At 60.3% G+C, this 25,968-nt stretch carries 25 protein-coding genes, 4 tRNA genes, 1 pseudogene and 1 riboswitch; of the genes and pseudogenes, 20 read left to right on the top strand and 10 right to left on the bottom strand.

The annotated features are described in order from the left end of the window. Positions 1-347: 347 nt before the first annotated feature. Positions 348-581 (top strand): hypothetical protein, encoded by a 234-nt coding sequence (locus tag HBO41_RS28330; protein ID WP_169988618.1) that lies wholly within the window; start codon positions 348-350, stop codon positions 579-581. A gap of 75 nt (positions 582-656) precedes the next feature. Beyond that, a complete protein-coding gene (locus tag HBO41_RS28325; RefSeq protein WP_017136894.1) occupies positions 657-956 on the top strand; it encodes a hypothetical protein in 300 nt (99 codons plus the stop codon). Positions 957-993: 37 nt separating this feature from the next. On the opposite strand, the gene HBO41_RS28320 is transcribed toward HBO41_RS28325, so the two are convergent. After that, positions 994-1,233, bottom strand: a complete 240-nt coding sequence (locus HBO41_RS28320; RefSeq protein WP_169988616.1) for a DUF6124 family protein — start codon at positions 1,231-1,233, stop codon at positions 994-996. 524 nt (positions 1,234-1,757) lie between these two features. Next, a complete protein-coding gene (locus HBO41_RS28315; RefSeq protein ID WP_169988614.1) occupies positions 1,758-2,363 on the bottom strand; it encodes a hypothetical protein in 606 nt (201 codons plus the stop codon). Positions 2,364-2,487: 124 nt separating this feature from the next. Here HBO41_RS28315 and HBO41_RS28310 point away from each other — a divergent pair, with 124 nt between their 5' ends. After that, positions 2,488-3,069 (top strand): nucleotidyltransferase family protein, encoded by a 582-nt coding sequence (locus tag HBO41_RS28310; protein WP_169988612.1) that lies wholly within the window; start codon positions 2,488-2,490, stop codon positions 3,067-3,069. On the opposite strand, the gene chrA is transcribed toward HBO41_RS28310, so the two are convergent. Next, positions 3,050-4,261 carry a chromate efflux transporter gene (gene chrA, locus HBO41_RS28305; protein WP_169988610.1) on the bottom strand — a complete coding sequence of 404 codons (1,212 nt, stop codon included), beginning with the start codon at positions 4,259-4,261 and terminating at the stop codon, positions 3,050-3,052. The genes HBO41_RS28310 and chrA overlap by 20 nt on opposite strands. Positions 4,262-4,456: 195 nt before the next feature. Between chrA and tspO the strand changes: the two genes are divergently transcribed. The 4 genes from tspO (at position 4,457) to HBO41_RS28285 (ending at position 6,964) form a co-directional block, all read left to right on the top strand. Then, positions 4,457-4,897, top strand: coding sequence for a tryptophan-rich sensory protein TspO (tspO, locus tag HBO41_RS28300; protein ID WP_017136899.1), 441 nt, complete (start codon positions 4,457-4,459; stop codon positions 4,895-4,897). Continuing rightward, positions 4,897-5,841 (top strand): alpha/beta hydrolase, encoded by a 945-nt coding sequence (locus tag HBO41_RS28295; RefSeq protein ID WP_169988608.1) that lies wholly within the window; start codon positions 4,897-4,899, stop codon positions 5,839-5,841. The genes tspO and HBO41_RS28295 overlap by 1 nt, the downstream gene beginning before the upstream one ends. Positions 5,842-5,906: 65 nt before the next feature. Beyond that, positions 5,907-6,446 carry a hypothetical protein gene (locus HBO41_RS28290; RefSeq protein WP_169988606.1) on the top strand — a complete coding sequence of 180 codons (540 nt, stop codon included), beginning with the start codon at positions 5,907-5,909 and terminating at the stop codon, positions 6,444-6,446. Between the two features lie 20 nt (positions 6,447-6,466). Next, positions 6,467-6,964 (top strand): GNAT family N-acetyltransferase, encoded by a 498-nt coding sequence (locus HBO41_RS28285; RefSeq protein WP_017136902.1) that lies wholly within the window; start codon positions 6,467-6,469, stop codon positions 6,962-6,964. 334 nt (positions 6,965-7,298) lie between these two features. Here HBO41_RS28285 and HBO41_RS28280 read toward each other — a convergent pair. The 5 genes and pseudogenes from HBO41_RS28280 to HBO41_RS28260 form a co-directional block, all read right to left on the bottom strand. Further along, positions 7,299-7,490: pseudogene (locus HBO41_RS28280) on the bottom strand (histidinol phosphatase); the annotation flags it as partial. Positions 7,491-7,863: 373 nt separating this feature from the next. Next, a complete protein-coding gene (locus HBO41_RS28275; RefSeq protein ID WP_169988604.1) occupies positions 7,864-8,628 on the bottom strand; it encodes an ABC transporter ATP-binding protein in 765 nt (254 codons plus the stop codon). After that, positions 8,625-9,629 carry an iron ABC transporter permease gene (locus HBO41_RS28270; RefSeq protein ID WP_169988602.1) on the bottom strand — a complete coding sequence of 335 codons (1,005 nt, stop codon included), beginning with the start codon at positions 9,627-9,629 and terminating at the stop codon, positions 8,625-8,627. The genes HBO41_RS28275 and HBO41_RS28270 overlap by 4 nt, the downstream gene beginning before the upstream one ends. Then, positions 9,626-10,636 carry an ABC transporter substrate-binding protein gene (locus HBO41_RS28265; protein ID WP_017138721.1) on the bottom strand — a complete coding sequence of 337 codons (1,011 nt, stop codon included), beginning with the start codon at positions 10,634-10,636 and terminating at the stop codon, positions 9,626-9,628. Before HBO41_RS28265 ends, HBO41_RS28270 begins: the two co-directional genes overlap by 4 nt. 114 nt (positions 10,637-10,750) lie before the next feature. Continuing rightward, positions 10,751-10,945, bottom strand: a riboswitch (cobalamin riboswitch). Positions 10,946-11,440: 495 nt separating this feature from the next. Beyond that, positions 11,441-12,832, bottom strand: coding sequence for an aldehyde dehydrogenase family protein (locus HBO41_RS28260; RefSeq protein ID WP_169988600.1), 1,392 nt, complete (start codon positions 12,830-12,832; stop codon positions 11,441-11,443). A 190-nt stretch (positions 12,833-13,022) separates the two neighbouring features. On the opposite strand from HBO41_RS28260, the gene ptrR reads away from it, so the two are divergent. Further along, complete coding sequence (gene ptrR, locus HBO41_RS28255) at positions 13,023-13,895, top strand: putrescine utilization regulator PtrR (protein WP_169988598.1); 873 nt, start codon at positions 13,023-13,025, stop codon at positions 13,893-13,895. 48 nt (positions 13,896-13,943) lie between these two features. On the opposite strand, the gene HBO41_RS28250 is transcribed toward ptrR, so the two are convergent. After that, on the bottom strand, positions 13,944-14,153 hold the full coding sequence (locus HBO41_RS28250) for a hypothetical protein (RefSeq protein WP_049712317.1): 210 nt from the start codon (positions 14,151-14,153) through the stop codon (positions 13,944-13,946). A 101-nt stretch (positions 14,154-14,254) separates the two neighbouring features. After that, a complete protein-coding gene (locus HBO41_RS28245; RefSeq protein ID WP_058420170.1) occupies positions 14,255-15,451 on the bottom strand; it encodes an amino acid aminotransferase in 1,197 nt (398 codons plus the stop codon). A 343-nt stretch (positions 15,452-15,794) separates the two neighbouring features. Between HBO41_RS28245 and uvrB the strand changes: the two genes are divergently transcribed. From uvrB to HBO41_RS29400, 12 genes are all read left to right on the top strand, one after another. Beyond that, positions 15,795-17,810, top strand: a complete 2,016-nt coding sequence (gene uvrB / locus HBO41_RS28240; protein WP_099548995.1) for an excinuclease ABC subunit UvrB — start codon at positions 15,795-15,797, stop codon at positions 17,808-17,810. 190 nt (positions 17,811-18,000) lie between these two features. Beyond that, on the top strand, positions 18,001-19,482 hold the full coding sequence (gene gltX / locus HBO41_RS28235; RefSeq protein WP_169988596.1) for a glutamate--tRNA ligase: 1,482 nt from the start codon (positions 18,001-18,003) through the stop codon (positions 19,480-19,482). A gap of 147 nt (positions 19,483-19,629) precedes the next feature. Continuing rightward, a tRNA-Ala gene (locus HBO41_RS28230) sits at positions 19,630-19,705 on the top strand. A gap of 78 nt (positions 19,706-19,783) precedes the next feature. Beyond that, positions 19,784-19,859 (top strand) — tRNA-Glu (locus tag HBO41_RS28225). A gap of 50 nt (positions 19,860-19,909) precedes the next feature. Continuing rightward, positions 19,910-19,985, top strand: a tRNA-Ala gene (locus HBO41_RS28220). A gap of 79 nt (positions 19,986-20,064) precedes the next feature. Beyond that, positions 20,065-20,140: transfer RNA gene (locus HBO41_RS28215), tRNA-Glu, on the top strand. 183 nt (positions 20,141-20,323) lie between these two features. Continuing rightward, positions 20,324-20,863, top strand: a complete 540-nt coding sequence (locus tag HBO41_RS28210) for a TetR/AcrR family transcriptional regulator (protein WP_017138728.1) — start codon at positions 20,324-20,326, stop codon at positions 20,861-20,863. A gap of 14 nt (positions 20,864-20,877) precedes the next feature. Next, positions 20,878-21,711, top strand: a complete 834-nt coding sequence (locus tag HBO41_RS28205; protein WP_017138729.1) for an alpha/beta hydrolase — start codon at positions 20,878-20,880, stop codon at positions 21,709-21,711. Between the two features lie 37 nt (positions 21,712-21,748). After that, positions 21,749-22,183 carry a thioesterase family protein gene (locus HBO41_RS28200; RefSeq protein ID WP_017138730.1) on the top strand — a complete coding sequence of 145 codons (435 nt, stop codon included), beginning with the start codon at positions 21,749-21,751 and terminating at the stop codon, positions 22,181-22,183. A 55-nt stretch (positions 22,184-22,238) separates the two neighbouring features. Further along, positions 22,239-23,198, top strand: coding sequence for a tRNA-dihydrouridine synthase (locus HBO41_RS28195; RefSeq protein WP_017138731.1), 960 nt, complete (start codon positions 22,239-22,241; stop codon positions 23,196-23,198). Positions 23,199-23,770: 572 nt separating this feature from the next. Beyond that, positions 23,771-24,742 carry a hypothetical protein gene (locus tag HBO41_RS28190; RefSeq protein WP_169988594.1) on the top strand — a complete coding sequence of 324 codons (972 nt, stop codon included), beginning with the start codon at positions 23,771-23,773 and terminating at the stop codon, positions 24,740-24,742. An 89-nt stretch (positions 24,743-24,831) separates the two neighbouring features. Next, on the top strand, positions 24,832-25,854 hold the full coding sequence (locus HBO41_RS29400; protein ID WP_178111057.1) for a hypothetical protein: 1,023 nt from the start codon (positions 24,832-24,834) through the stop codon (positions 25,852-25,854). Positions 25,855-25,968: the final 114 nt, after the last annotated feature.

The raw sequence follows: 25,968 nt of genomic DNA, 5'->3' as shown, positions 1-25,968 counted from the left end.
CCTAGCGTTTCAGATTGTGCCGAGGACGGTGTGTCCGACCCACTGCGCACTTCCCGGACAAGATTGCCGACTACTCTTCGCAGATCTTCGGCTAACTGTTCAACGGCCTCTTCAAAAGAAGCAGAGTAATGATTGGGAGATTCTGAAGGGGAGGACAATGGGCTTTCTCAGGTGTGGTTGAGCAGACGAGCATACATGAGTTCAGAATGACCGCTTCTGATCAGGAGCTGTCCATCGTCAACGACTGCTTTTGGCCGAAAGCCCCCCTTTCCACGCCAACCGGTCTACCATGGCACCCCCCGGCAGTGGTCCATGCGCTCCCGATCATTTTTTCTCAAGGTATCGCCATGTCCATCGACCAAATCTCCCTCCCCAAAGGTGTCGGCCCTCACGCCGCTAAGCTTCTCGACGCCATCACTGGCGCCGCGACCCACGAAGAACTCAACCGCGCTGGCGGCAAAGCCGAAGGTTTTGTCTTGGGGCTGGAATCCGCCAAAGCCATCAAAAGCCAGATCGCCGAATCCTTGTATGTGGCTTACGACGATGCGGCGAGCAACCGTGCGGGTGAGTTGAAGGGTTAAGAACCCGGCACTACAGGACGCTGCGCGCGCAGGGCGTTAGACTGGGCGCCTTTTATTGCTCAGGATGAGGCTGTCATGTTCAAGGTTGCTCTCGCGTCACTGCTGCTGGCGTGTGCCTTCGGCGCTCAAGCTGATACGACTGTTGATGTGTCGAAGATTTACGGCAACATCAAGTTCGTCAGTAGCTTCCCGGACTATAAGGTCAAGGTGGTAAACAGTTTCCCTGACCTTAAGGTAAAACAGGTGAGCAGTTTTCCCGACTCGGCCGGCAAGTGGAAAACAGTCGAGAGCTTCCCCGACTACAAGATCCAGATTGTTGACTCCTTTCCAGACTTCACTATTCAGTACGTTGATTCGTTCCCTGGGGTTAATTGAAGGCAGCGCCATCAGCGGCGCTGCCTTGGGCTGTTTATCAGCCAGGGCAAGGTGCTTCACGGTCGAGCAATTTGGCCGTGAGCAGCACGCCCAGTTCGCTTAGTTGGTGGATGGCCAGGGCGATGTCGCGGTGTTTGCCGCACAGGTCTTCGGACAGGTCGAGCAGCAGTGTGCTTACGCTGGTGAAGGTTTCGTAGCTGTTGGTGATGAGGGTTTCGGTGCTGGCGTGGGGGACGACGGTGAAGAGGGTGGTTGAGTCAATTTTTGCTTGAGTCATAACGATATCCTGGTTTTGGCCGCCATCTTTTCGCTACTAAACGAAAAGGTGGCAGCTGTGCGCAGGTTAGTAGACCGGTGGATATCAAAGCCGGCGCGCCCGAGGACGCCCTACGCACAGCCACCATCAAGCACAGACGCAATGTCTGATTGATGAAGCTCATGCACTTTTCAATACCCAACTCAGGCTACTAAACCCGATCACTGAACATTCAGCGACCGAGCCACCTTAGAGACGGCCACCTCAGCACACAAGCCGGCGGATTCTGACGCACGCGTAGGCAATGGAGCAAGGTGGTGCGGGCTTGTTCACCATTCCCTGTGGTTTGCACACTCCCTTGTGGCGAGCAGGCTTGCCCTGCGTTGGGCTGCGAAGCGGCCCCAAAAGCGGCGGCCGGGTTTCCCTCTTGGACCGCGGTGGCTGGGTTGGGAGCGCTGCGCACTCCAGCGCAGGGCAAGCCTGCTCGCCACAACAAGCCTGCTCGCCACAACGAACCCGCTTTCCACAACAGTACTGCTCACCACTTAGAACGCCTGGTTCACCCCAACCCCACGCATGATCGAAAACCTTGGGTCGATCAGCTTCAGCGTTTGCTCACCCTTCAAGCGGCCCACCACCACGGTGTAGGTCTTGGGCACTTCGGAGAGGTTTTCCGGGTTACGGGCCAGTTTTTCAATCGCCGGGGTGTTGGCCCAGTCGGCGATGGTTTTCTGGCGAATGTCCACGGTCACCACCCAGGATTTATCCACGGCGGCGCCCATCGGGTTGGGGTTGGCGGCGATGTTCTGGATCTTGGCGATTTCATAGCCCTGGGCGTAGCAGAACCCGGACTCTTGCTGCACATAGGCGGCGCGGCCGTTGTCGGTGAGGCTGTAGGTGTTGGCGCTTTTGGCCAGTAGGCCGGCGTCGGTCAGGGCGTCGAAGGCCGGCTGGTTGGCGCTGGAGGTGCCGCTCATGACGCCGTCACCCAAGGTCACCGGGAAGCGGTTGAACATCGCCGCCTTCACGCAGGACGCGCCTTCGAGCCTGGGTTGCAGCGCGGCTTGAATGTCGGTGTCCGACGGGCTGTCGCTGCAGGCGGTGAGCAGCAAAGCGGCGGCGGTGATGAGGGCCATTTCTCTGATTCGCATCGTTTTATCCTTGACGATTGGTGGCGGGCGGGCAAAGTGTATAGAAACATTGCTGTCACGAAACCCTCCCCGCCGTCGTGTAGGTTCGGTGACTTGAGCCACCCTGAACACACAAGGATTAAACATGACATTGACCGTCAACACCCTGCTCGAGCTGGCCATGGCCAACCCCATCAACGCCGAAATCACCGCACGCCTGCCCGACCTCGGCGTAGAGCAGTGCATGCTCACGGCGGGCTGCCTGTTCCAGGCCGTCTGGAACCATCAGTCAAACTTGCCTGCGGCTCATAACGTAAAGGACTACGACGTCTTTTACTTCGACACGGACTTGTCCTACGAAGCGGAGGACAAAGTGATCCGCGCCGCCGCGCGGTTGTTTGAGGATTTGGGCGTTAACGTCGAGGTCAAGAACCAGGCGCGGGTGCACCTTTGGTACAGCGAGCGCTTTGGTCGGCCTTATCCACAGCTGCACTCGGCTAAACAGGGCGTGGACCGTTACCTGGTGGCCGGCACCTGCATCGGGCTGGAGATCGACACGGGCGAGGTGTATGCGCCCTATGGGTTAGCGGATGTGGAGCAGGGCGTGTTGCGGATTAACCCGCTGCACCGCGAGCCTGAGTTGTTCGCCGCCAAGGCCCGCAGTTATCAGGCGCGCTGGCCTTGGCTCACGATCGTGGCGCCTGAGGTTATGCCGGGCCGAGGCTGAGCAGCCATCCGAGCCCGGCGCTGCCCAGCACCACCAGCCACGGGGGTAATTTCCACACCATCAACGCCACCAGGGCAATCAGGGCCAGACCGAAGTCCCGGGCGCTGAAGATAGCGCTGGTCCACACCGGTTGGTACAGCGCTGCCAGCAACAGGCCAACCACTGCAGCATTCACGCCCGCGAGAGCCGCTTGGGTGCGCGGGCTGCGGCGCAGGCTTTCCCAGAAGGGCATTGCGCCCATCACCAGCAAAAACGAGGGCGCAAAGATTGCCAGCAGGCAGAGCAAACCGCCAGGCCAACCGGTGGGGGGCTGTTGCATCGACGCGCCAAGGAATGCGGCGAAGGTGAACAGGGGACCGGGCATGGCTTGCGCCGCAGCGTAGCCGGCCAGGAATACGTCGTTGCTCACCCAGAGTGTCGGCACGACCTCCGCTTGCAATAGCGGCAGCACCACGTGGCCGCCACCGAACACGAGTGCACCGGTGCGGTAGAACGCGTCGATCACGGCCACGTCTTGGCGGGTTGTGAACTGCGCCAGCAGCGGCAGGCCCGCCAGTAATACCAGGAACAACGCCAGCCACATTGCCCCGGTTCGACGGCTGAGGGTGATGGGCAGCGCGTCGTGGGTGGTCGGCGGCGGGGTATTGAGCCAGAGCAGGCCGGCCAGTGCCGCTGCGGCTATAACACCCACCTGGCCCCAGGCCGAGGTTTGCAGCAGGGCTATGCAGGCCGCGATCAGCATCACAGTGATGCGCGTTGCGTCGGTGCACAGGTTGCGCGCCATGCCCCACACGGCTTGCGCGACGACGGCGACCGCCACGACTTTAAGGCCGTGCAGCACGCCGGACGGGATGGCCGCGCTGTGTTGGGCAATACCCATTGCAAACAGGATCAGCACCACGGCCGACGGCAGGGTAAACCCTAGCCACGCCGCCAGCGCGCCGCCGTAGCCTGCCCGTGACAGACCCAGCGCAATGCCCACCTGGCTGCTGGCCGGGCCGGGGAGGAATTGGCACAGTGCTACAAGGTCCGCATAAGTGCGCTCACTCAGCCAGCGCCGCCGGGTGACGAACTCGTCGCGAAAGTAACCCAGATGCGCCACCGGACCCCCGAATGACGTGAGCCCAAGGCGCAGGAAAATCAGGAATACCGACCAGGGGCTGGCGCGGTGGTCAACAGTGGAGAGGTTCAAGGCGCAGCATCCCAATGACGGCAAACGGATTAAGGCGTAGAGGCACCCTAGTCGATTTTGATGACGCGAAGAAGAGGCGCTGAGTTGTGCAAATTGCCGCGCTGGATGGAATTTATGCCCGTGTGTTTGAGTCATTGAAATGGCAGGGAACAAGGCCTCCCACCCATCACCGCTGATTTCAGCCCAGGACAGCCCATGATCTTCCTTATTTTCCTCATCGCCTGCGGCGCCGCCGCCAGTACCGGCATCATTTTCAAGCCCGGCCAGTGGTACGAAACCCTGGTCAAACCCGGCTTCACCCCACCCAATTGGCTGTTTCCGGTGGCCTGGACCGTCATCTACCTGCTGCTCGCCTGGGCGGGTTATCGCCTGACGATGATTCCCGGCAGCCAATTGGCCCTGGGCCTGTGGGCGGCGCAGATTGCGCTGAACACGCTGTGGACGCCGGTGTTTTTCGGCGCGCATAACATCGTGGCCGGGATGGTGGTGATTGTGCTGCTGTGGCTGGTGGTGGCGGCGTTGGTGGTGATGGCGTTGCGGTTGGATTTGATCACCGGCTTGATCCTGTTCCCGTACCTGGCGTGGCTGAGCGTAGCGGCGGCGTTGAATTTCTCAATTTTGCGTAATAACCGCTGATGGCTCATAAACGCTGGCCCGCGAGCGAGGCTGAATTAGTCCAGATGCGCCAGTTCAATAAAAAGCTGGCCTGGCTGCCGCGTTTTAAAATCCGCAATCGCGTCACGCCGCGTTTGATCCAGGCGTTGCTGCGAGTCAGTCAAAAGGTCAAGAAAGCGCCTGCGGCTGAAACCCGCCGAGTGGTCGGTGTGCCCGTGCGTATCCTGCGGCCCGAGGGGAAAACCAACGGCGTGGTGCTGGATATCCACGGCGGCGGCTGGGTGATCGGCAATGCGCAGATGGATGACGACCTCAACCTGGGCATGGTGCAGGCGTGTGGTGTGGCAGTGGTGTCGGTGGATTATCGGCTGGCGGTGGACACGCCGGTTGAGGGATTGATGGAGGACTGCCTGAATGCAGCGCGCTGGCTGCTCAGCAGTGATGAGTTTGCAGGCTTGCCAGTGTTCGTCGTGGGTGAGTCGGCCGGTGGGCATCTGGCGGCGGCAACCTTGTTGGCGCTTAAGCAATGGCCTGAATTGCTCAAGCGGGTGAGCGGTGCGGTGCTGTACTACGGCGTATACGACTTGACCGGCACACCGAGCGTGCGCACGGCGGGGCCCGAGACGTTGTTGTTGGACGGCCCGGGCATGGTCGATGCGCTGCGCCTGCTCACGCCGGGCTTGAGTGATGAGCAACGTCGGCAGCCGCCGTTGTCACCGTTGTATGGCGACCTGACCGGCTTGCCGCCGGCGTTGATGTTTGTCGGCGAACTGGACCCGTTGCTGGACGACACGCTGCAGATGGCCGAGCGCTGGGGCATGGCCGCGCAGGTTGAGGCGCACCTGTTGCCGGAATCTGCCCATGGGTTTATTCATTTTCCGGTGGCGATGGCAGATGGCGTACTTGCTTACAGCCGGCGGTGGATATCGGCGAGAATCCAGTCGGTACTCGCTTGTAGTGGTTAGCCATTCACCTGCACCCCGCGTAACCTCTGACACCCTGATTTCCAGATTCTCGCAAGGACGCACACGTGACCATTTCCCATGCAGTTGCAGGGCTATCGGCATTTTTGCTGGTGGCAGGTGTTCAAGCCGCCGAATACAACTTCTCGTTTGATGTGCCCTACGGGCAGTACGAGCGGCAATTCAAAATGAAGACCCCAGGTGACGGCACGTTGAGCTGCACGGTGTTCATCGAAAAAGAGTACCGGGGCGAGAAGTGGGTGCCGGCAGTGATTCTGGCGGCTGCCGAAGACGATGCCGAAGACGACACGCTGTTTCTGTCCAGTTCGACCGAGCCCAACGGCGGGCCGCGCACGTTCCACCTGCGCACGTTCAACCAGGCGAAGCCGGTCCTCGACAAGACGCTGTGGGAGGCCCCGGATGAGAAGGGCGTGTATAAGATGGCCGTGTCGTGGTATGCCAATGGCGCCATCGGTTATCAGTACGGCATCTACGCGAGTTGGCAAGAGAAGCAGTTCGTCGAGAAGCCAGGTTTTTCCACGCGGCATGTCAGCGTCCATGCGTCGGGCGTGAAGGGCTCTGCTTTGTGCTACGTGCATACCAAGTGACACTGAGCGATCGAGATTGTATGGCACAAAGCCCGACCATTCGGACGGTGACGGCCGCCGACCTTCCGCAGGTGCTGGCCTTTGTTCTGCAGGCCCGCGCCGAGCTTTTCCCCAAACTCAGCGCCACGGGCCTGCCGGATGACTTGGCGCGATTTGAGGCCGTTTACCTAAAGGGTGACGGCCAGTTTCTGCTGGCCTGTGTTGAAGATCAAATCGTGGCTGCCGTCGGCTATCTGCCGTATGACGGGCGCTTCCCGCAGTTGAATTACCAGGGCCGCAAAGTCGTCGAGGTGGTGCGCCTGTTTGTGCTGCCGGCGTTTCGCCGTTTTGGTTTGGCAGGGGAGTTGTATCGCGCATTGGAGATGAAGGCACAGGCGGATGGGGTAGAGGTGGTTTACCTGCACACCCATCCGTTTTTGCCGGGTGCGATTGATTTTTGGCGGCGGCAGGGGTTTGAGGTGATCGACGTCGAAGCCGACCCGGTGTGGCAGACCACGCATATGCAGCGGTATTTATAGATCAAGGTGGGAGCTGGCTTGCCTGCGATAGCCATAGAACGGTTAGAAGTCTGTCGCAAGTGGACTGTTGTGGCGAGCAGGCTTGCCCTGCGTTGGGCTGCGAAGCGGCCCCAAACCCAGACGCTGAGTACTTTCAGGAAAATTGCAGTGCCTTTACTGGGGCTGCTTCGCAGCCCAACGCAGGACAAGCCTGCTCGCCACAGGAGAAATGGGATGCCTTTAAAAGTTGTGTAGGTACCTATGCTGCGATAGCGGTGTATCAGCCCCAGCTATGGCACTGATCCGCCGCCATCGCAGGCAAGCCAGCTCCCACCTTTGCGCGGTGTGCAGTCCATTAAATGGGGCGTAACCGCAGGATTTGCGCGCCGTCGAACGGGTCCGTCAGGTAATGCGCCTGCACCCCGAATGTTTCCTGTAGCCGCTGCGGCGTCAGCACCTCCAGCGGTTTGCCCAATGCCTCCAGGCAGCCGCGATCCAGTATCGCCAAACGATCACAGGTCAGCGCCTGGTTCAGGTCATGCGTGGCAGACGACACATATGCAGCGGGCTCTATAGATCAAGGTGGGAGCTGGCTTGCCTGCGATAGCCATAGGTGTCTACACAACGGTTAGAAGTCTGTCGCAAGTGGGCTGTTGTGGCGAGCAGGCTTGCCCTGCGTTGGGCTGCGAAGCGGCCCCAAACCCAGACGCTGAGTACTTTCAGGAAAATTGCAGTGCCTTTACTGGGGCTGCTTCGCAGCCCAACGCAGGACAAGCCTGCTCGCCACAGGAGAAATGGGATGCCTCTAAAAGTTGTGTAGATACCTATGCTGCGATAGCGGTGTGTCAGCCCCAGCTATGGCACTGATCCGCCGGCATCGCAGGCAAGCCAGCTCCCACCTTTGCGCGGTGTGCAGTCCATTAAATGGGGCGTAACCGCAGGATTTGCGCGCCGTCGAACGGGTCCGTGAGGTAATGCGCCTGCACCCCGAATGTTTCCTGTAGCCGCTGCGGCGTCAGCACCTCCAGCGGCGTGCCCAATGCCACCAGGCAGCCGCGATCCAGTACCGCCAAGCGATCACAGGTCAGCGCCTGGTTCAGGTCATGCAGCGCAATCAGCGTGGTCACCGGCAGCGCCTGCACACCTTTCAAAATCGCCAGTTGATGTTGGATATCCAGGTGATTGGTCGGCTCATCCAGCAACAAGATCTGCGGTCGTTGCGCCAATGCGCGGGCGATGTGCACGCGTTGGCGCTCGCCGCCAGAGAGGCTGCGCCAGGCGCGTTGGCTCAGGTGGGTGGCATCGACGTCGTGCAGCGCCTGGCGCACGATGGCATCGTCTTCGGCAGACCACGGGCTCAGCGCCGACAGCCAGGGCGTGCGGCCCAGCGCCACGGCATCGAACACGCGGATGGCATCGTCGGTATCAGCCTGCTGCTCCACCACCGCCAGGTGTTGCGCAACAAGGCGACGGGGCAGTTTGGTCAGGCGCTGGCCGCCCAGTAACACCTCGCCGGACGCAGGCACACGCAAACCGGCGAGCAATTTAAGCAGGGTGGATTTGCCCGAGCCGTTCGGCCCGACAATGCCCAAGGTTTCACCTGGCTGAACTTCAAGATCAATGTCGCGCAGCAAATGCGCTTCACGCACCTTGAAGCCCAGGCCGGTGCAACTGAGTACCGTCATCGCGCATTCCTCCGGCCAATCAGGATCAATGCAAAGACTGGCGCGCCGACCAAGGCAGTGACCACACCGACGGGAATCACCTGGCCTTTGATCAAGGTGCGCGACAGCACATCAGCAGCGATCAGAAACAACGCGCCACCCAGCGCACTGGCGGGCAGCAACCGCGAATGCCCGGTGCCCAGCAGCAGGCGCACGGCGTGGGGAATCACCAGCCCGACAAAACCGATGGAGCCGACAATCGACACCATCACCGCCGTCACCAGCGCCGCGCAACCGACAAGCACAAATTGCACACGGCGCACTGGAATACCCAACGAAGCCGCCGAGTCGGTGCCAAAGGTAAACGCATCCAGCGCACGCCGATGCCACAAGCACACCGCCAGGCCTGCGACCGCCACCGGCACCGCCAGCCACACCGACGGCCAGCGCACGCCGCTGAGGTTGCCCAGCAGCCAGAACATGATGCCGCGCGCCTGTTCGGAACTGGCGGACTTGGTGATCAGGAACGCGGTGAGGGCATTGAACAGCTGCGAACCGGCGATGCCGGCCAGGATGATCTGGCCGGTGCCGCTGGTTGAGCCGCTGGCCCGTGCCAATAGAATCACCAACGCAAACGCCGCCATGGCACCGACAAACGCGCCCACCGACAGCGAAATCAGCCCGCCGCCCACGCCTATCAATGCCACCAACACTGCGCCGGTCGAGGCGCCCGCGCTGATGCCCAGCAGGTACGGATCGGCCAACGGGTTGCGCAACAGCGACTGCAGGATCACCCCGCAGGTGGCCAGCCCGGCGCCACACGCGGCGGCAACCAGCGCCCGTGTCAGGCGGTAGTTCCACACCACGCCTTCATCGATCGGGTCGAGCACGTAACCGGCCGCCCAGAGTTTGTTGGCCAGCACCTGCAAGACCACTTGCGGTTCGATGGCGGTTTCGCCGATGGCGGTGCCGGCGAGCACGGCCATCAGCAACACGGCGAGGGCGAGTAGGGTGCGCATCATTTCGACAGGTCGTAGCCGTCGATGGCACCGGCCAGTTGTTCCAGGCCATCGAACATGCGCAGGCTGGCCTGCAACGCCAGGGCATCAATAATGAGGATGCGGTTGTTTTTCACCGCGTCCATGTTGCGGGTCACCGGGTCGCTGCGCAGGAAGGCAAGTTTCTTTTCATGGTCGTCGGCCGGGTAGCGACGGCGGTCCATGCGCGCGATCACCAGGAAGGTCGGGTTGGCCTTGGCGATGGTCTCCCAACCGACGGCGGGCCATTCTTCGTCGGACTGCACCACGTTGTGCAGGCCGAGGGTTTGCAGCATCAATTCGGGAATGCCCTTGTGGCCGGCCACATACGGGTCGGCCGCCATCTCGCTGCTGGAAAACCACACCAGTGCGCTGGCGTGCTTGAGGCCTTTGCCTTGCGCGGTGGCGACGGACTTTGCCAGGCGTGCCTTGAGTTCGTCATTCAACTGTTGGCCACGCGCTTGCACGTCGAAAATCTCAGCCAACTGGCTGATGCTTTTATAGATCGTGTCGATGCGAAACGGCTCCAGCCGCGTGCCATCGGCGCCCACCAGGTTGTCCTTGCCTTCGCAGTCGGAGGGCAGCACGTAGGTGGGAATCTTCAGTTCGTGGAATTGCTCGCGGGTACCGACCACGCCTTGCGGGCCGACCACCCATTCCAGCTCGGCGGCCACCAGTTGTGGGCGTTTGGCGATCACAGCTTCGAAGCTCGGCTCGTTGTCGGCCAGGCGCTCGATCTTGTCGTTTTGCGCTTTGAACTGCGGTAATACGCTGTTGAACCACAGCGAAGTGCCGACCACTTTGTCCGCTACGCCCAGAGCGTAAAGCATCTCGGTGGCGGCCTGGCCGATGGTCACGCTGCGTGCCGGGGCTTGTTGGAAGGTGACGCTGCTGCCGCAGTTTTCCACCGTGAGCGGGTAGTGAGTCGGCGTGGCGTGGGCCAGGGCACAAAAGCCCAGGCCGGTGATCAGGGCGCAAACGCGTAGCAGCATGGGGCAATCTCCGAGTGAACCGTACGGGAAACAGGGCAGGTACGGCTCGGAAACACACCTTTGAACGCTGCAGGTTTGCAGGGCGCGGATGTCCTTCCCGGACACCCCGCCGGTGAGTGATAACGCTGGGCCGGCAGGTCTCCTGACTGATGCGTCGTCGCCTCGCTCCGGCCTTCCCGGACGTGGTCCAGTGGCAATGGGGAGCAGGCTCGGCACCTACAGTTGCGGGGGCAGTTTCGATTGGCGCGATGGGCCGCGCTTCGAATTCCCTATTAGTCCCGTTTGGGAACCGGCGCAGTATGGTAGTCGATTGCGGGGTGCGGGGGGAATTGGCGCCATTCCTGCGAAGAATAAGAGCTATGCCTTGAGCCTGCCTACTGCTCGCCGGTTCAGTTGGGGACGCCTGCGCTTTTGAAGGCCTGGAGAAGGTGACCATGCCTACCAACCGAGTAACGCGCGAGCAAGTGCTGGAAGCGAGTAAAGGCAGGCTGCAAAAACAGTGGGGAACGTGACGGTCGACTAATCGATAAGCACTGCAGATCAAAGGTGGGAGCTGGCTTGCCTGCGATGGCAGTGGGTCAGCCAAGGAGTTGTCACTGATGCACCGCTATCGCAGCATAGGTATCTACACAACTTTTTAAAGCAGCCTATTTCTCCTGTGGTGTCTGGGTTTGGGGCCGCTTCGCGGCCCAACGCAGGACAAGCCTGCTCGCCACAACAGCCCACTGGCCACTAACCGGTTGTGTAGATTCCTATAGCTATCGCAGGCAAGCCAGCTCCCACAGTTGAAGGGTGTTGCCGGTTTTATTTGCGATCCAGCCACACGGTCTGTGCGTTGCAGAATTCACGCACACCAAAGTGCGACAGTTCGCGGCCAAACCCACTCTTTTTCACGCCGCCAAACGCCACGCGTGGGTCTGACACGCTGAACGAGTTGACGAATACTGCGCCGGTTTCCAGTTGGTTGGTGATATCCCGTGCCTTCGCCGAGTCGGTGGTGAAGACACTGGCGGTCAAGCCGAACTCGCTGTCGTTGGCCAGGGCCACGGCGTGGTCAGCATCGCGGGCTGTGATGATCGAGGCCACGGGGCCGAACAGTTCCTGTTTGAACGAGGTCATCTGGTCGGTGACGTTGGCCAGCACGGTCGGCTCATAGTAGTTGCCGGCGCCGGGCACTTTATTGCCGCCCAGCAGCAGGGTCGCGCCTTCTTCCAGGGTGGCTTGGACTTGGCCATGCAGCTCGTCGCGCAGGTCGAAACGGGCCATCGGGCCGACGTAAGTGTGGGTCGAGGTCGGGTCGCCCATTACCAGCGCGCGGCTGGCCTCAAGGAATTTGGCTGTGAAAGCTTCCACCACACCTGCTTCGATGATCAGGCGCTTGGCGGCGGCGCAGACCTGGCCGCTGTTCTGGAAGCGCCCGATCACGGCGGCCTGCACGGCGGCATCAAGGTCGGCGTCGTTAAGCACGATAAACGGGTCGGAGCCGCCCAATTCCAGCACGCATTTTTTCAGCGCTGCACCGGCCTGGGAGCCGATGGCGATACCGGCGCGCACGCTGCCAGTGAGGGTGACGGCGGCGATGCGTGGGTCGGCGATGGCCTTGGATACGCCCTCGTTGGTGACGTTGACCACTTCAAAAATGCCTTGGGCGAAACCGGCTTTCTGGAACGCTTGCTGGATCAGGTAGGCGCTGCCCATCACATTTGGCGCGTGTTTGAGCACGTAGGTGTTACCGGCCAGCAAGGTCGGCACGGCGCCGCGCAGTACTTGCCACACCGGGAAGTTCCACGGCATGACGGCGAAGATCAGGCCCAGCGGACGATATTCGATCTGCGCGCTGCCGTTGTCCACCAGGGTCGGTTCCGGTGCGAGCATGGCTGGGCCTTGGGCGGCGTACCACTCGCTGAGCTGTGCACATTTTTCGATTTCGGCGCGGGCCTGGGCGATGGGTTTGCCCATTTCCAGGGTGATCATCTGGGCCATGTCTTCGGCTTGCTCGCGCAATGCACCGGCCAGGGCCAGCAGCAGTTCAGCGCGTTGGCTCACCGGCTGGCGGCGCCAGCTGCGGAAAGCGTCAGTGGCGCGGTCTAGGGCGGCGTCCAGTTGCGCCGCGGTTTCGTAGGGGTAGCTGGCGACCGTTTCGCCATTGGCGGGGTTGATCGACAAGGCGTGGGTCTGGTGAGTAATAGCGTTCATGGCACCGTCCGGCTGAATGAGTGGAATGGGGTCAGCCTACGGGGATGCATGTTTTCTGGAAACTGAATAATATTAAGTGATACGTTCTCGAATTGAGAATGGATGTTGGATTTTGGACGCGGAGCGTCCTTGGCGGCATTCCCGCGCAGAGCGTGGGAACGATCACATACGTTCACGATTGGAGAATGACTTGGATCTGGTGCAGCTGGAAATCTTCAAGGCCGTTGCCGAGCAAGGCAGCATCAGCGCCGCCGCGCACTTGATTCATCGCGTGCCGTCGAACCTGACCACACGCATCAAGCAACTGGAGCAGGATTTGGGCGTGGAGTTGTTTATCCGTGAGAAAAGCCGCCTGCGCCTGTCACCAGCCGGCTGGAATTTCCTCGGTTATGCGCGGCGCATTCTTGATTTGGTGCAGGAGGCCCGCGCAACCGTGGCCGGGGAGGAGCCTCAGGGCGCGTTTGCGCTTGGCTCGCTGGAGAGTACGGCGGCTGTACGCATTCCGGCGCTATTGGCGGCGTATAACCAGAAACACACCAAGGTTGAGCTGGACCTGAGCACCGGGCCGTCGGGCACGATGATCGAGGGCGTGCTGTCGGGGCGCCTGGCGGCGGCGTTTGTCGATGGGCCGGTGCTGCATGCCACGCTGGAAGGCGTGGCGGTGTTTGAAGAGGAGATGGTGGTGATTGCGCCGCTGCACCATGCGCCGATCACGCGGGGCCAGGATGTGGCGGGGGAGAACATCTACACCTTTCGCTCCAATTGTTCCTATCGCCATCACTTCGAACGCTGGTTTTCACAGGATGGCGCGGTGCCGGGCAAGATTTTCGAAATGGAGTCGTACCACGGCATGCTCGCCTGCGTCAGTGCCGGTGCCGGCCTGGCGCTGATGCCGCGCAGCATGCTGGAGAGCATGCCGGGGTTTACGGCGGTGAGTGTGTGGCCGTTGACCGACGCGTTCCGCCTCCTCAATACCTGGCTGATCTGGCGCCGGGGTACGGTGTCGCAGAGTTTGAACAGCTTTGTGAAGTTGCTGGAGGAACGCGGTCTGCAGGCGAAGTAGAACCAGTGTGGGAGCAGGCAAGCCAGCTCCCACATTGTGATCGTGTTTTTAACCGCCAAATTGCAGGGTGCCCATGGCCAGCTTGGCCATCAGTGCCGTGGCGCCCAACTGCACCAGCCACAAGGCCAACCCACCCAGAAACACACCCAGCGCCACTTGCAGCACCAGACTTTTCTGGCGCTTGGCTTGTGGGGCACGGGGTGTGTAGTCGTGCAGTTCGTCGCGGTCGGCGCGCAGGTCCAGGTCGTCGTTTCTCATAAGGCTCTCACAGCTAAGGGGCAGTCGGTCTTCAGTCTAGTGGCTTGGCCAATAAAAAGGGGGAAGCCATTGGCTTCCCCCTTCGTATGACGCTGGCAGGTTTATAGAACCTGAACAATCGCTTTAGTGACCGCACCAATGTTCGACTGGTTCAGCGCGGCCACGCAGATGCGGCCGGTGTCGAGCGCGTAGATACCAAACTCGGTGCGCAGGCGGGTGACTTGCTCAACGGTCAGGCCGGAGTAGGAGAACATCCCACGCTGGCGGCCGACGAAGCTGAAGTCGTGGCCCGGTGCAGCCTTGGCCAGTTCGGCGACCATCTGCTCGCGCATGCCGCGGATGCGCAGGCGCATCTCGGCCAGTTCCGCTTCCCATTGGGCGCGCAGCTCAGGGTTGTTCAGCACGGCCGCCACGATCGCCGCGCCGTGGGTCGGCGGGTTGGAGTAGTTGGTGCGGATAACGCGTTTGACCTGGGACAGGATGCGCGCGCTTTCTTCCTTGGATTCGCTGACGATCGACAGCGCGCCCACGCGTTCGCCGTACAGCGAGAACGACTTGGAGAACGAGCTGGAGACAAAGAAGGTCAGGCCCGATTCAGCAAACAGGCGCACAGCAGCGGCGTCTTCGTGGATGCCGTCGCCAAAGCCCTGGTAGGCCATGTCGAGGAACGGCACCAGGTTCTTGGCCTTGATGACCTCCAGCACGTTTTGCCAGTCGGCCGGGCTCAGGTCAACGCCGGTCGGGTTGTGGCAGCAGGCGTGCAGCACCACGATGGACTGTGGCGGCAGGGCGTTGAGGTCTTCGAGCAGGCCGGCACGGTTGACGTCGTGGGTGGCGGCGTCGTAGTAGCGGTAGGTCTGCACCGGGAAGCCGGCTTTTTCGAACAGTGCCTGGTGGTTTTCCCAGCTCGGGTCGCTGATAGCGACGACGGCGTTGGGCAGCAGTTGCTTGAGGAAGTCCGCGCCGATTTTAAGCGCGCCGGTGCCGCCGACCGCTTGGGCGGTGATCACGCGGCCGGCGCTCAGCAGTGGCGACTCAGCGCCGAACAGCAGCTTTTGCACAGCCTGGTCGTACGCCACGATACCGTCGATCGGCAGGTAGCCACGGGCGGCGTGTTGCGCCACGCGAATGGCTTCCGCTTCGGCAACGGCACGCAAGAGTGGAATCTTCCCCTCCTCGTTGCAGTAAACGCCCACGCCAAGGTTGACCTTGGTGGTTCGTGTATCGGCGTTAAATGCTTCGTTGAGGCCCAGGATTGGATCGCGTGGTGCCATTTCGACAGCGGAGAACAGGCTCATTTTTGCGGCAGCTCTATGGGGGAATGGAGGGACGTGTCGCGCTCCAGCCGAATGCACTAGAGCGGTGCACAAACGGGGAGCTAGTATAGAGGCCATCCAGGCTCAGGGCGACAACCGAAACGGCTTTTAAGCCAAGTTTTTCGGTTTATTTGCCCACCGTTAGTCTTATTGCAATATTGATCAGCGACGGCAGGTAGGACGATTGCCTTGAAACCCGTCACATTCGCCACCACTTCTACAGCTATCATGGTTTTTTCCTGCAACCTGCGAAGACTATTCGCGGGTTGCTGAGCTATTTCGTCCCTGGCGGTTTCGAGTCTGGGGTGACTTCACGAGGTACGTTATGTCGGATTTCCAGCTCGTCACCCGTTTTGAACCCGCCGGCGACCAGCCCGAAGCCATTCGCCAGATGGTCGAAGGCATCGAAGCCGGCCTTGCGCACCAGACGCTGCTCGGGGTGACCGGTTCAGGCAAGACCTTCAGCATCGCCAACGTGATCGCGCAGATCAACCGCCCGACTCTGGTGCTGGCGCCGAACAAAACCCTGGCCGCGCAGTTGTACGGTGAGTTCAAGGCGTTCTTTCCGAACAACGCGGTGGAGTACTTCGTCTCCTACTACGACTACTACCAGCCCGAAGCCTATGTGCCGTCGTCCGACACCTTTATCGAGAAGGATGCGTCGATCAACGACCATATCGAGCAGATGCGGTTGTCGGCGACCAAGGCGTTGCTGGAGCGCAAGGACGCAATCATCGTCACCACGGTGTCGTGCATCTACGGCCTGGGCAGCCCGGAAACCTATTTGAAAATGGTGCTGCACGTCGATCGCGGCGACAAACTCGACCAGCGCGAACTGCTGCGCCGCCTGACAAGCCTTCAGTACACCCGCAACGACATGGATTTTGCCCGTGCCACCTTCCGTGTGCGTGGCGATGTGATCGACATTTACCCGGCCGAATCCGACCTGGAAGCGATCCGCATTGAGCTGTTCGACGATGAAGTCGAGAGCCTGTCGGCCTTCGACCCGTTGACCGGCGAGGTGATCCGCAAACTGCCGCGCTTCACCTTCTATCCGAAAAGCCACTACGTGACGCCGCGTGAAACCCTGATGGGGGCGATCGAAGGCATCAAGGCCGAACTGGTAGAGCGTCTGGAATACCTGCGCGCCAACAACAAGCTGGTGGAAGCCCAGCGCCTGGAGCAGCGCACCCGCTTCGATTTGGAGATGATCCTGGAGCTGGGCTACTGCAACGGCATCGAAAACTACTCGCGCTACCTGTCGGGGCGCGAAGCCGGCGCCGCGCCGCCGACGCTCTATGATTATTTGCCCGACGACGCGCTGCTGGTGATCGACGAATCCCACGTCAGCGTGCCGCAGGTCGGCGCCATGTATAAGGGCGACCGTTCGCGTAAAGAGACGTTGGTGGAATACGGCTTCCGTCTGCCATCGGCACTGGATAACCGGCCGATGCGTTTTGACGAGTGGGAGGCCATCAGCCCGCAGACCATCTTCGTGTCTGCAACCCCAGGCAACTATGAAGCCGAACATGCCGGCCGTGTGATTGAGCAGTTGGTGCGGCCGACCGGGCTGGTGGACCCGCAGATTGAAATCCGCCCGGCGCTGACCCAGGTCGATGATTTGCTCTCGGAAATCACCAAGCGCGTGGCCCTGGAAGAGCGCGTGCTGGTCACCACGCTGACCAAGCGCATGTCCGAAGACTTGACCGATTACCTGGCCGACCACGGCGTTCGCGTGCGTTATTTGCACTCGGACATCGACACCGTGGAGCGTGTAGAGATCATCCGCGACCTGCGCCTGGGTGTGTTTGATGTGCTGGTGGGCATCAACTTGCTGCGCGAAGGCCTGGACATGCCGGAGGTTTCGCTGGTGGCGATTCTGGATGCGGACAAGGAAGGCTTCCTGCGTTCCGAGCGCTCGTTGATCCAGACCATTGGCCGTGCCGCGCGTAACCTCAATGGCCGGGCGATTCTGTATGCCGACCGCATCACCGGCTCCATGGAACGGGCGATTGGCGAGACCGAGCGCCGTCGTGACAAGCAGATTGCGTTTAACCTGGAGCATGGCATCACCCCCAAAGGGGTGTTCAAGGACGTCGCCGACATCATGGAAGGCGCCACTGTGCCGGGTTCGCGCAGCAAGAAGCGCAAGGGCATGGCCAAGGCGGCCGAGGAGAGCGCCAAGTACGAGAACGAACTGCGCTCGCCGAGTGAGATCACCAAGCGGATTCGGCAGTTGGAAGAGAAGATGTACCAGTTGGCGCGCGATCTTGAGTTTGAGGCGGCGGCGCAGACGCGCGATGAGATTGGCAAGTTGCGTGAGCGCCTGTTGGCTGTTTGATTTTTCGCTGGCCGGTCTGGCCTCATCGCGGGCAAGCCCGGCTCCCACAGTTGATGTGTGAACACAGTCAAAATGTGGGAGCTGGCTTGCCTGCGATAGCGACACCTCGGTCTGCCAGAACCCCCCGCGCTGGTGTTACCATTCGCCCCTTGTTTCAATTTTCAGTTTTATCGCCCATTCGAGACCTGCCATGACCACCGTCCGCACGCGCATTGCGCCATCGCCTACTGGGGATCCCCACGTCGGTACTGCCTACATCGCCCTGTTCAACTACTGCTTTGCCAAGCAGCACGGCGGTGAATTCATCCTGCGGATCGAAGACACCGACCAGGTGCGCTCCACCCGTGAGTCGGAGCAGCAGATTTTCGATGCCTTGCGCTGGTTGGGCATTACCTGGGCTGAAGGCCCGGACGTCGGCGGCCCGCACGGCCCGTATCGTCAGAGCGAGCGCAGCGACATCTACAAGCAGTACACCCAGCAACTGGTCGACATGGGCCACGCCTTCCCGTGCTTCTGCACCGCCGAAGAACTCGACCAGATGCGTGCCGAGCAACAGGCCCGTGGTGAAACCCCGCGTTACGACGGCCGCGCGCTGCTGCTGTCCAAGGAAGAAGTGGCCCGGCGCCTGGCCGCCGGCGAGCCGCACGTGATCCGCATGAAAGTGCCGAGCGAAGGCGTGTGCGTGGTGCCGGACATGCTGCGCGGTGACGTCGAGATCCCGTGGGACCGCATGGACATGCAAGTGCTGATGAAGACCGACGGCCTGCCGACGTACTTCCTGGCCAACGTGGTCGACGACCACCTGATGGGCATCACCCACGTGCTGCGCGGCGAAGAATGGCTGCCGTCGGCGCCTAAACTGATTCTGCTGTACGAGTATTTCGGCTGGGAGCAACCGCAGCTGTGCTACATGCCGCTGCTGCGTAACCCGGACAAGAGCAAGTTGTCCAAGCGCAAGAACCCGACGTCGGTGACGTTCTACGAGCGCATGGGCTTTATGCCTGAGGCGATGCTCAACTACCTGGGCCGCATGGGCTGGTCGATGCCGGATGAGCGCGAGAAGTTCTCGTTGCAGGAAATGGTCGACCACTTCGACCTGTCGCGCGTTTCCCTCGGCGGGCCGATCTTCGATATCGAGAAGCTGTCGTGGCTCAACGGCCAGTGGCTGCGTGATTTGCCGGTGGAAGAGTTTGCCAGCCGTGTGCAGCAGTGGGCGCTGAACCCCGAGTACATGATGAAGATCGCGCCGCTGGTGCAGGGCAGGGTAGAGACGTTCAGTCAGGTCGCACCGCTGGCCAGCTTCTTCTTCGCCGGTGGCGTGAACCCGGACGCCAAGCTGTTTGAGTCCAAGAAGCTCTCCGGTGATCAGGTTCGCCAGTTGATGCAGTTGATCCTGTGGAAGCTCGAAAGCCTGCGTCAGTGGGAGAAAGAGGCGATCACCGCGACAATCCAGGCAGTGGTGGAATCGTTGGAATTGAAATTGCGCGATGCCATGCCGCTGATGTTTGCCGCGATCACCGGGCAGGCCAGTTCGGTGTCGGTGCTCGATGCGATGGAAATTCTCGGCCCGGACCTCACGCGTTTCCGTCTGCGCCAAGCCCTTGATTTGCTTGGGGGTGTGTCGAAGAAAGAAAACAAAGAGTGGGAAAAGCTGCTGGGCGCTATCGCTTAAGCAGGCTGTTGTTACGACGAAACCCCGGTTTTCCGGGGTTTCGCCGGTAAGTGATTGTTATCCCGGCAAAAAAGTTTGGAAATTGTTGAAAATAAATTTGACACACTTCCAAACCGCCATTAAGATTCGCCCCGTCCTCACCGATGAGGGGCTATAGCTCAGCTGGGAGAGCGCTTGCATGGCATGCAAGAGGTCAACGGTTCGATCCCGTTTAGCTCCACCAATTTACAGGTTCAAGGTCTGGCCACACCGTCCTTGAATTGATCAGAACTCAGCTCTGATCGGTTGTACAGAAGGTTTTGTCCCCTTCGTCTAGTGGCCTAGGACACCGCCCTTTCACGGCGGTAACAGGGGTTCGAGTCCCCTAGGGGACGCCAGTTTAAACAAGCAGCTCGAAAGGTCTGCTGCGTCGCGAGACGAAAAATCCGGGGCTATAGCTCAGCTGGGAGAGCGCTTGCATGGCATGCAAGAGGTCAACGGTTCGATCCCGTTTAGCTCCACCAATTTACAGGTTCAAGGTTCCGGCCACACCGTCCTTGAATCGATCAGTTCTCAGCGCTGATCAGTGTATAGAAGGTTTGTGTCCCCTTCGTCTAGTGGCCTAGGACACCGCCCTTTCACGGCGGTAACAGGGGTTCGAGTCCCCTAGGGGACGCCACGATTACCCGCTCTGCGGGATTTTTAAGGGTCATTCAATTATTGAATGGCCCTTTTGTTTGTCTGGCGTTTGGCCAATTCTCTCCTCAGTGCCCCTTATTCTGTCCTGACCAGCGGTCATGCCTGTCGCTTGCTAAATATTATTATGGTAATAATATTCAACCCATGAGAGACGGAGGCACTGATGAGCGATAAAAAAGCGCAAACCCGCGAACGCATTTTGCAGGCTGCCAGCGCGGCGTTGATCCAGCGCGGCCCGGCTGAGCCGAGTGTCGGCGAAGTCATGGGCGCAGCCGGGCTCACGGTCGGCGGTTTCTACGCGCACTTTGAAAGCAAGGACGCGCTGATGCTGGAGGCCTTCACCCAGTTGCTGGCTCGGCGGCGTGCGTCGATCGACGACATGGACGCGCAACTGACCGGTGAGGAGCGCAGAAGCCTGGTGGCGGCGTTCTACCTGTCGCGCAAGCACCGCGACTCCACCGACCACGCCTGCCCGATCCCCGCCACCGTGGGCGAGATGAGCCGCCTGCCGGACGAGTTCCGCCTGGCGCTCAACGAGCACACCGAATTGATGGCCGCCCAACTGGCCGCCAGCCCCGAAGACACCGACAAGGCCTTGGCCGACATGGCCTTGATGATCGGCGGCCTGGCGCTGGCCCGCGCGCTTGGCCCGGGTGAATTGTCCGACCGCGTGTTGCGCGCCGCCAAGTCGGCAGTGCGTTAAAAAGGAGTCGCATGATGGGCGCATTAACCTGGATTCGTGGTTTCCATGGCACCGTTGGCCGTTTGGCGCCGCGAACGGTGGCCAGCAAATTGCGCCGCACCTTCATGACACCGCGCAACTTGCCGCCGCGAGATTGGGAGCTGCCGCTGCTGGCGCAATCGGAGCGCATCACCTTGCGTTTCGGCTTGTCAGCGTTGTGCTGGGGCCAAGGCCCAGCAGTATTGCTGATGCACGGTTGGGAAGGGCGCCCCACGCAGTTCGCCAGCTTGATCACCGCGTTGGTGGACAATGGTTATTCGGTAATAGCCCTGGATGGCCCGGCCCATGGTCGCTCGCCGGGGCGTGAAGCGCATGTGTTGCTGTTTGCCCGCGCCATGCTCGATGCTGCCGCTGAGTTGCCGCCGCTGCATGCGGTGGTCGGGCATTCCATGGGCGGCGCCAGTGCGATGCTGGCGGTGCAATTGGGGTTGCGCACTGAAGCGCTGGTGAGCATTGCCGCGCCCTCGCGCTTCCTGGATGTGCTGCGTGGCTTTACCCGCATGGTGGGCTTGCCGCCGCGTGCGCGCTCGGCGTTTATCCAGGAGGTCGAACAGACTTTCGGAATGCCGCTCAAGCACCTGGATGTGGCCCACTACCAGATGAACCTGCCGGGGTTGATCGTGCACGCTGAAGACGACACGTTCGTCCCGGTCAAAGCCTCGCAAGCCATTCATGAGGCTTGGTTCGACAGCCGCCTGCTGCGCCTTGAGCAGGGCGGTCATCAGCGGGTGCTGGCCGATCCACGGGTGATCGAGGGTGTGTTGGCCCTGTTGGCCGGCAGTCGTTTACAGGAGCGGCAAACCGCCTGATACACTGCCCGGCGACATTCATCGACTGGAGCAAGGCATGGGCTGGGATCTGGCAGCGCCGTTTATCATCGACCTGCAGGTCGCCGCTGAAGACATCGATGGCCTTGGGCACGCCAATAATGCGGTGTACGTGTCCTGGCTGGAGCGTTGTGCGTGGCGTCACTCCCAGCGTCTGGGGCTGGACCTCGCCGAGTATCGCCGGCTGGACCGCGCCATGGCCGTGGTGCGCCATGAGATCGACTATCTGGCGGCCGGCTACGAAGGTGACGAGTTGCAACTGGCTACCTGGATCGTTGACTGGGACCAGCGGCTGAAGATGACTCGGCGCTTCCAGTTGGTACGCCCCAGCGATGGTGCGACCCTGCTGCGTGCGCAAACCACCTTTGTTTGCATCGAGCTGTCCAGCGGCAAACCCAAGCGCATGCCCGCCGAGTTTCTCGATGGCTATGGCCCGGCCCTGACAGGGGGTTAACGGTTGCTGTGGGAAACCCAGTAAACTGCGCCACGATTTTTGTTGAGTGTTTCCCATGCAAATTGCTTTGGCGCCCATGGAGGGGTTGGTCGACAACATCCTGCGGGACGTGTTGACCCGCGTGGGCGGTATTGACTGGTGCGTGACCGAGTTCATTCGCGTCAACGACCGCCTGCTCACCCCGGCCTATTTCCACAAGCTCGCCCCCGAACTGCTGCACGGTGCCCACACCGCAGCGGGCGTGCCGTTGCGCGTGCAGTTGTTGGGCTCGGACCCGGTGTGCCTGGCGGAAAACGCTGCGTTGGCGTGCGAATTGGGTTCCGAGGTGATCGACCTGAACTTCGGCTGCCCGGCCAAGACCGTCAACAAATCCCGTGGCGGTGCGGTACTGCTCAAGGAGCCCGAGCTGCTCAACCAGATCGTCGAGCACGTGCGCCGCGCCGTGCCGGCGCATATCCCGGTCACTGCGAAAATGCGCCTGGGCTTCGACAGCCCCGACGGTGCGTTGGTGTGCGCCACGGCCCTTGCTGAAGGCGGCGCGGCGCACATCGTGGTGCATGCGCGCACCAAGACCGATGGCTACAAGCCGCCGGCCCATTGGGAGTGGATTCCGCGGGTGCAAGACGTGGTCAAGGTGCCGGTGTTTGCCAATGGCGATATCTGGAGCGTCGAAGACTGGAAGCGTTGCCGCGAAGTCAGCGGCGCCGAAGACATCATGCTTGGCCGTGGCCTGGTGGCCCGCCCGGACCTGGCGCGGCAGATTGTGGCGGCGAAGGCAGGCGAAGAGGTGGTAGAGATGACGTGGGCAGACATGCAGCCGATGCTCCAGGAGTTCTGGCGCCAATCGGTGGTGCAACTGACCGAAAAGCAGGCGCCGGGCCGTTTGAAGCAGTGGCTGGCGATGCTCACGCGCAACTACCCCGAGGCAGTCGAGTTGTTTACCGCGCTGCGCCGCGAAACCGGGTTGGAGCAGGTCAGCCGCTTGCTGGGTATGAAGCATCCCGACCCGGCGTAGTGAAGCGATCACAGCCGCCTTTGTTTCAAAAATGCTCCGTATTGAAAGATACGGAGCATTTTTGCATTTAAAGGTATTGCCGGGGAGGCTCGCCAAGCTTGAGAGGTAGCGTTTTTTCGCTGTCGGAAGCTTTTTTAGTGCTGGAAAGCAACAGTCGCTGCCAACCCGGGTTTGGAAATTGATACAGAGTTGTTCTAAATAGTCAGTCGTTTTCTAATCAAGTAATAAATGTTGCGACAGGTGTTTCATTGAGTGCGGAGTATCACACGTTGTCGTTTTGTTGGTTAGTTAATCATGTCGCTTAATTGCAGCCTTGGCAGTTTATAAGTGCATGTGTCCGCTGTTATGCGGATAGGGGCGAGCGACGTCTCGGTTTTTCGTGAATAACAACGGGGAAAAGTCCTAAAGGTTGATTTGGTTTCCTTATATGAAGCGCGATTTCTGGAACTCAATAATCTCGCGCTTCACAAAAGTAGGGTCTGTGAAGCAGCGCTGTTGCTTGCAGCACTTATAATGACTGTCGCTGTTCTGGGTTTTAATTGCCCAGGCTGCGCTTAATTAGGAAATTGCTAATGTCTTTTTCGATCAACCATTCGCCCTCTATCAACTCTGATACGTTGCCCCTTGACCTGACAGTCTCGAAAGAACCCAGTGTCGGTAAGCCTGTTGGCCTGCACGGGGCTGGTTTGGGGCATACTCCATCCGCCCCCCGAACTGAGTTTTCCACGGCTCTGCAGCGTGACGGGTTGAATAATGCCAACATGCTCACGAAACTGTTTGATATGTTTGAACAACTTGTCAGCGCCCTGCGTGAGATGTTTTCGGGCAAGGCCGAAACAGTTGCCCTAATGCCTCACACCGATACAACAGCCAATACCACGCAAGGTATATACCCTCAGAACGACGTGGCTGCGCACACCCAACCTCTGCTGAAGGACGCTGCGGCTGCCGCGTCTCAATTGAAAGGCAAGCTGCAAACAGGCTCGCTGTCCAAGGTTATTTCGGACGTTGCGGATCAACTAAAAGAGACGTCGGATGAGGATTCGCATCCAGCAGCGATACCAGTCCTCGGGAGCCGTGTTTCACATCCGATGCGCGAATCCGGTGTGAGCGTAACCAATCAGGCAAAACCGCAGGTCAAGGTGGAGGTCAATATCAACCATTGCCACTGTCCCGAGACTTTGGTTGAGCGCGATGGAATAACAACCGGTGTAAGTGTACCGGTTGATCACCGCCCTCGGACGCGGATAAACCTTAAGCCTGACAGCCCTGCCGAGCCGCACCCCACTGTTGGCGAGACGCTCAAGACGGTTTCGCCTATCACGCCTGTAGCGCCGGCACCGATTGACGACCACGACCACGACAGCCATAGCAAACCGCGCCACATCCATAGTGAGGTGCCAGGCTCGCCCAGGAAGACCCCGCAGGAAGACTTGGAGGTACTCACTAAGCCCAAGGTTGGCGTCACGAGCCCAGGCCCTGCTGAAAATGAGAATGATCGTTGGGACCAGGGCTTCTCCAGCCGCTCCCGGCTGAGGAACTGACACCCGCCAGGGTGTTTTTACTTCGCCGATAACGCCGCGTTTCCCCGGGCCCAAGGTTCGGGGAAACGTTTGAAAACGTGGAGCAAGTCATGGTGTATTACCGAATTGATAACAGTGCTTACCCAGATGTGCGTCAGCTGCCAAGCATGGATTTGCATGGCGCACCCAATGAGCGCGCGTCCTTTTACGCGCCAAGACATGCCGGTTCGCGCTGGAGCTCGGTGCCGGTGCCCAGTGATAGGCCTGGGCAACAAAGGGCTCAAAGCCTGGTGGACAGGGTTGCCGCATTTTTAGCGCAATTGGCCAGTGGTCCCTCGCAGCCAAAGGCTAAGGTCTTTCCCGATGTGCCCCCACAACCCCAAGTGAATCCCCAGGCGGTGAGGCGTGCCGCGCCAGCTGACTCGGCGCTCGTGCTGACTTGCGCGCCTGCGCAGGCGCATGGAGGCGATATCCCGGGTTTGTCCGATAAGCGTAATGGCGCAAAGCCTTTGAATATTTGGAGTGGGTTCCGTCAGGGGCCAGGCGGTAACTGTGCCACGGTAGCGACGATCAAGGCTGCCATGCACACATTCGGTCAAAGCCCGACAGACATCTACCGCGAAGTCAGGCGGCTGGACGGTGGTTATCGGGTAACGATGCGCGACAATTACACGCTCACATTGACCGACCGAGAGTTGGCAGTCGCCTCGCGCGCTTCGCAGTTCATCGGCCCCGATAAAGGCATGCTCAAGGATGCTCACTTTTTGTTTGCCGTCAGTGCCAAGCGTGCACACGAGGAGAACAACGACACAACGGCGGGTGAGAGCTTTGACGCGGGTGTGGAGAGTTTGAATGATGGTGAGGATGAGGAAAAGCCTGGCGAGGGCTTCCTGCGGTTAGGGCTAATACACTATATGAAAAACGTCAGCGTGCGTGAGCTTGTCGAAGGTCACGTGGGCGTGAGTAATCGGCGGGGGCACTCGGTAGCAGTCATCAATGGCCTTGAAGAGATCTGGGGGCGGCCCGGGGCTGAGCCTCGGCGAGGGGAGGCTGTGGCACTCAAGCGCACTCCTTGCTGTCAAGGCCCAGCCTCGCTGGGCGCGAATGATCAAGTAATAAAAGATAAGCGTTGACCGTAACTTTCTACTTATCGCAACTCATTGATTTAACTCTTCTTCTCAACGTGTATTGATTGACAGACTGCAGGAGTCATTTTTGTGGACGTAGCCAGGCTTAACCTATCTACT

Origin of the sequence: Pseudomonas sp. WS 5146, from assembly GCF_012985495.1 — a bacterium.
Lineage (GTDB): Bacteria > Pseudomonadota > Gammaproteobacteria > Pseudomonadales > Pseudomonadaceae > Aquipseudomonas > Aquipseudomonas edaphica.
The sequence above is the reverse complement of the archived record's forward strand: the minus strand, read 5'-3'. Positions and strand labels throughout refer to the sequence as shown.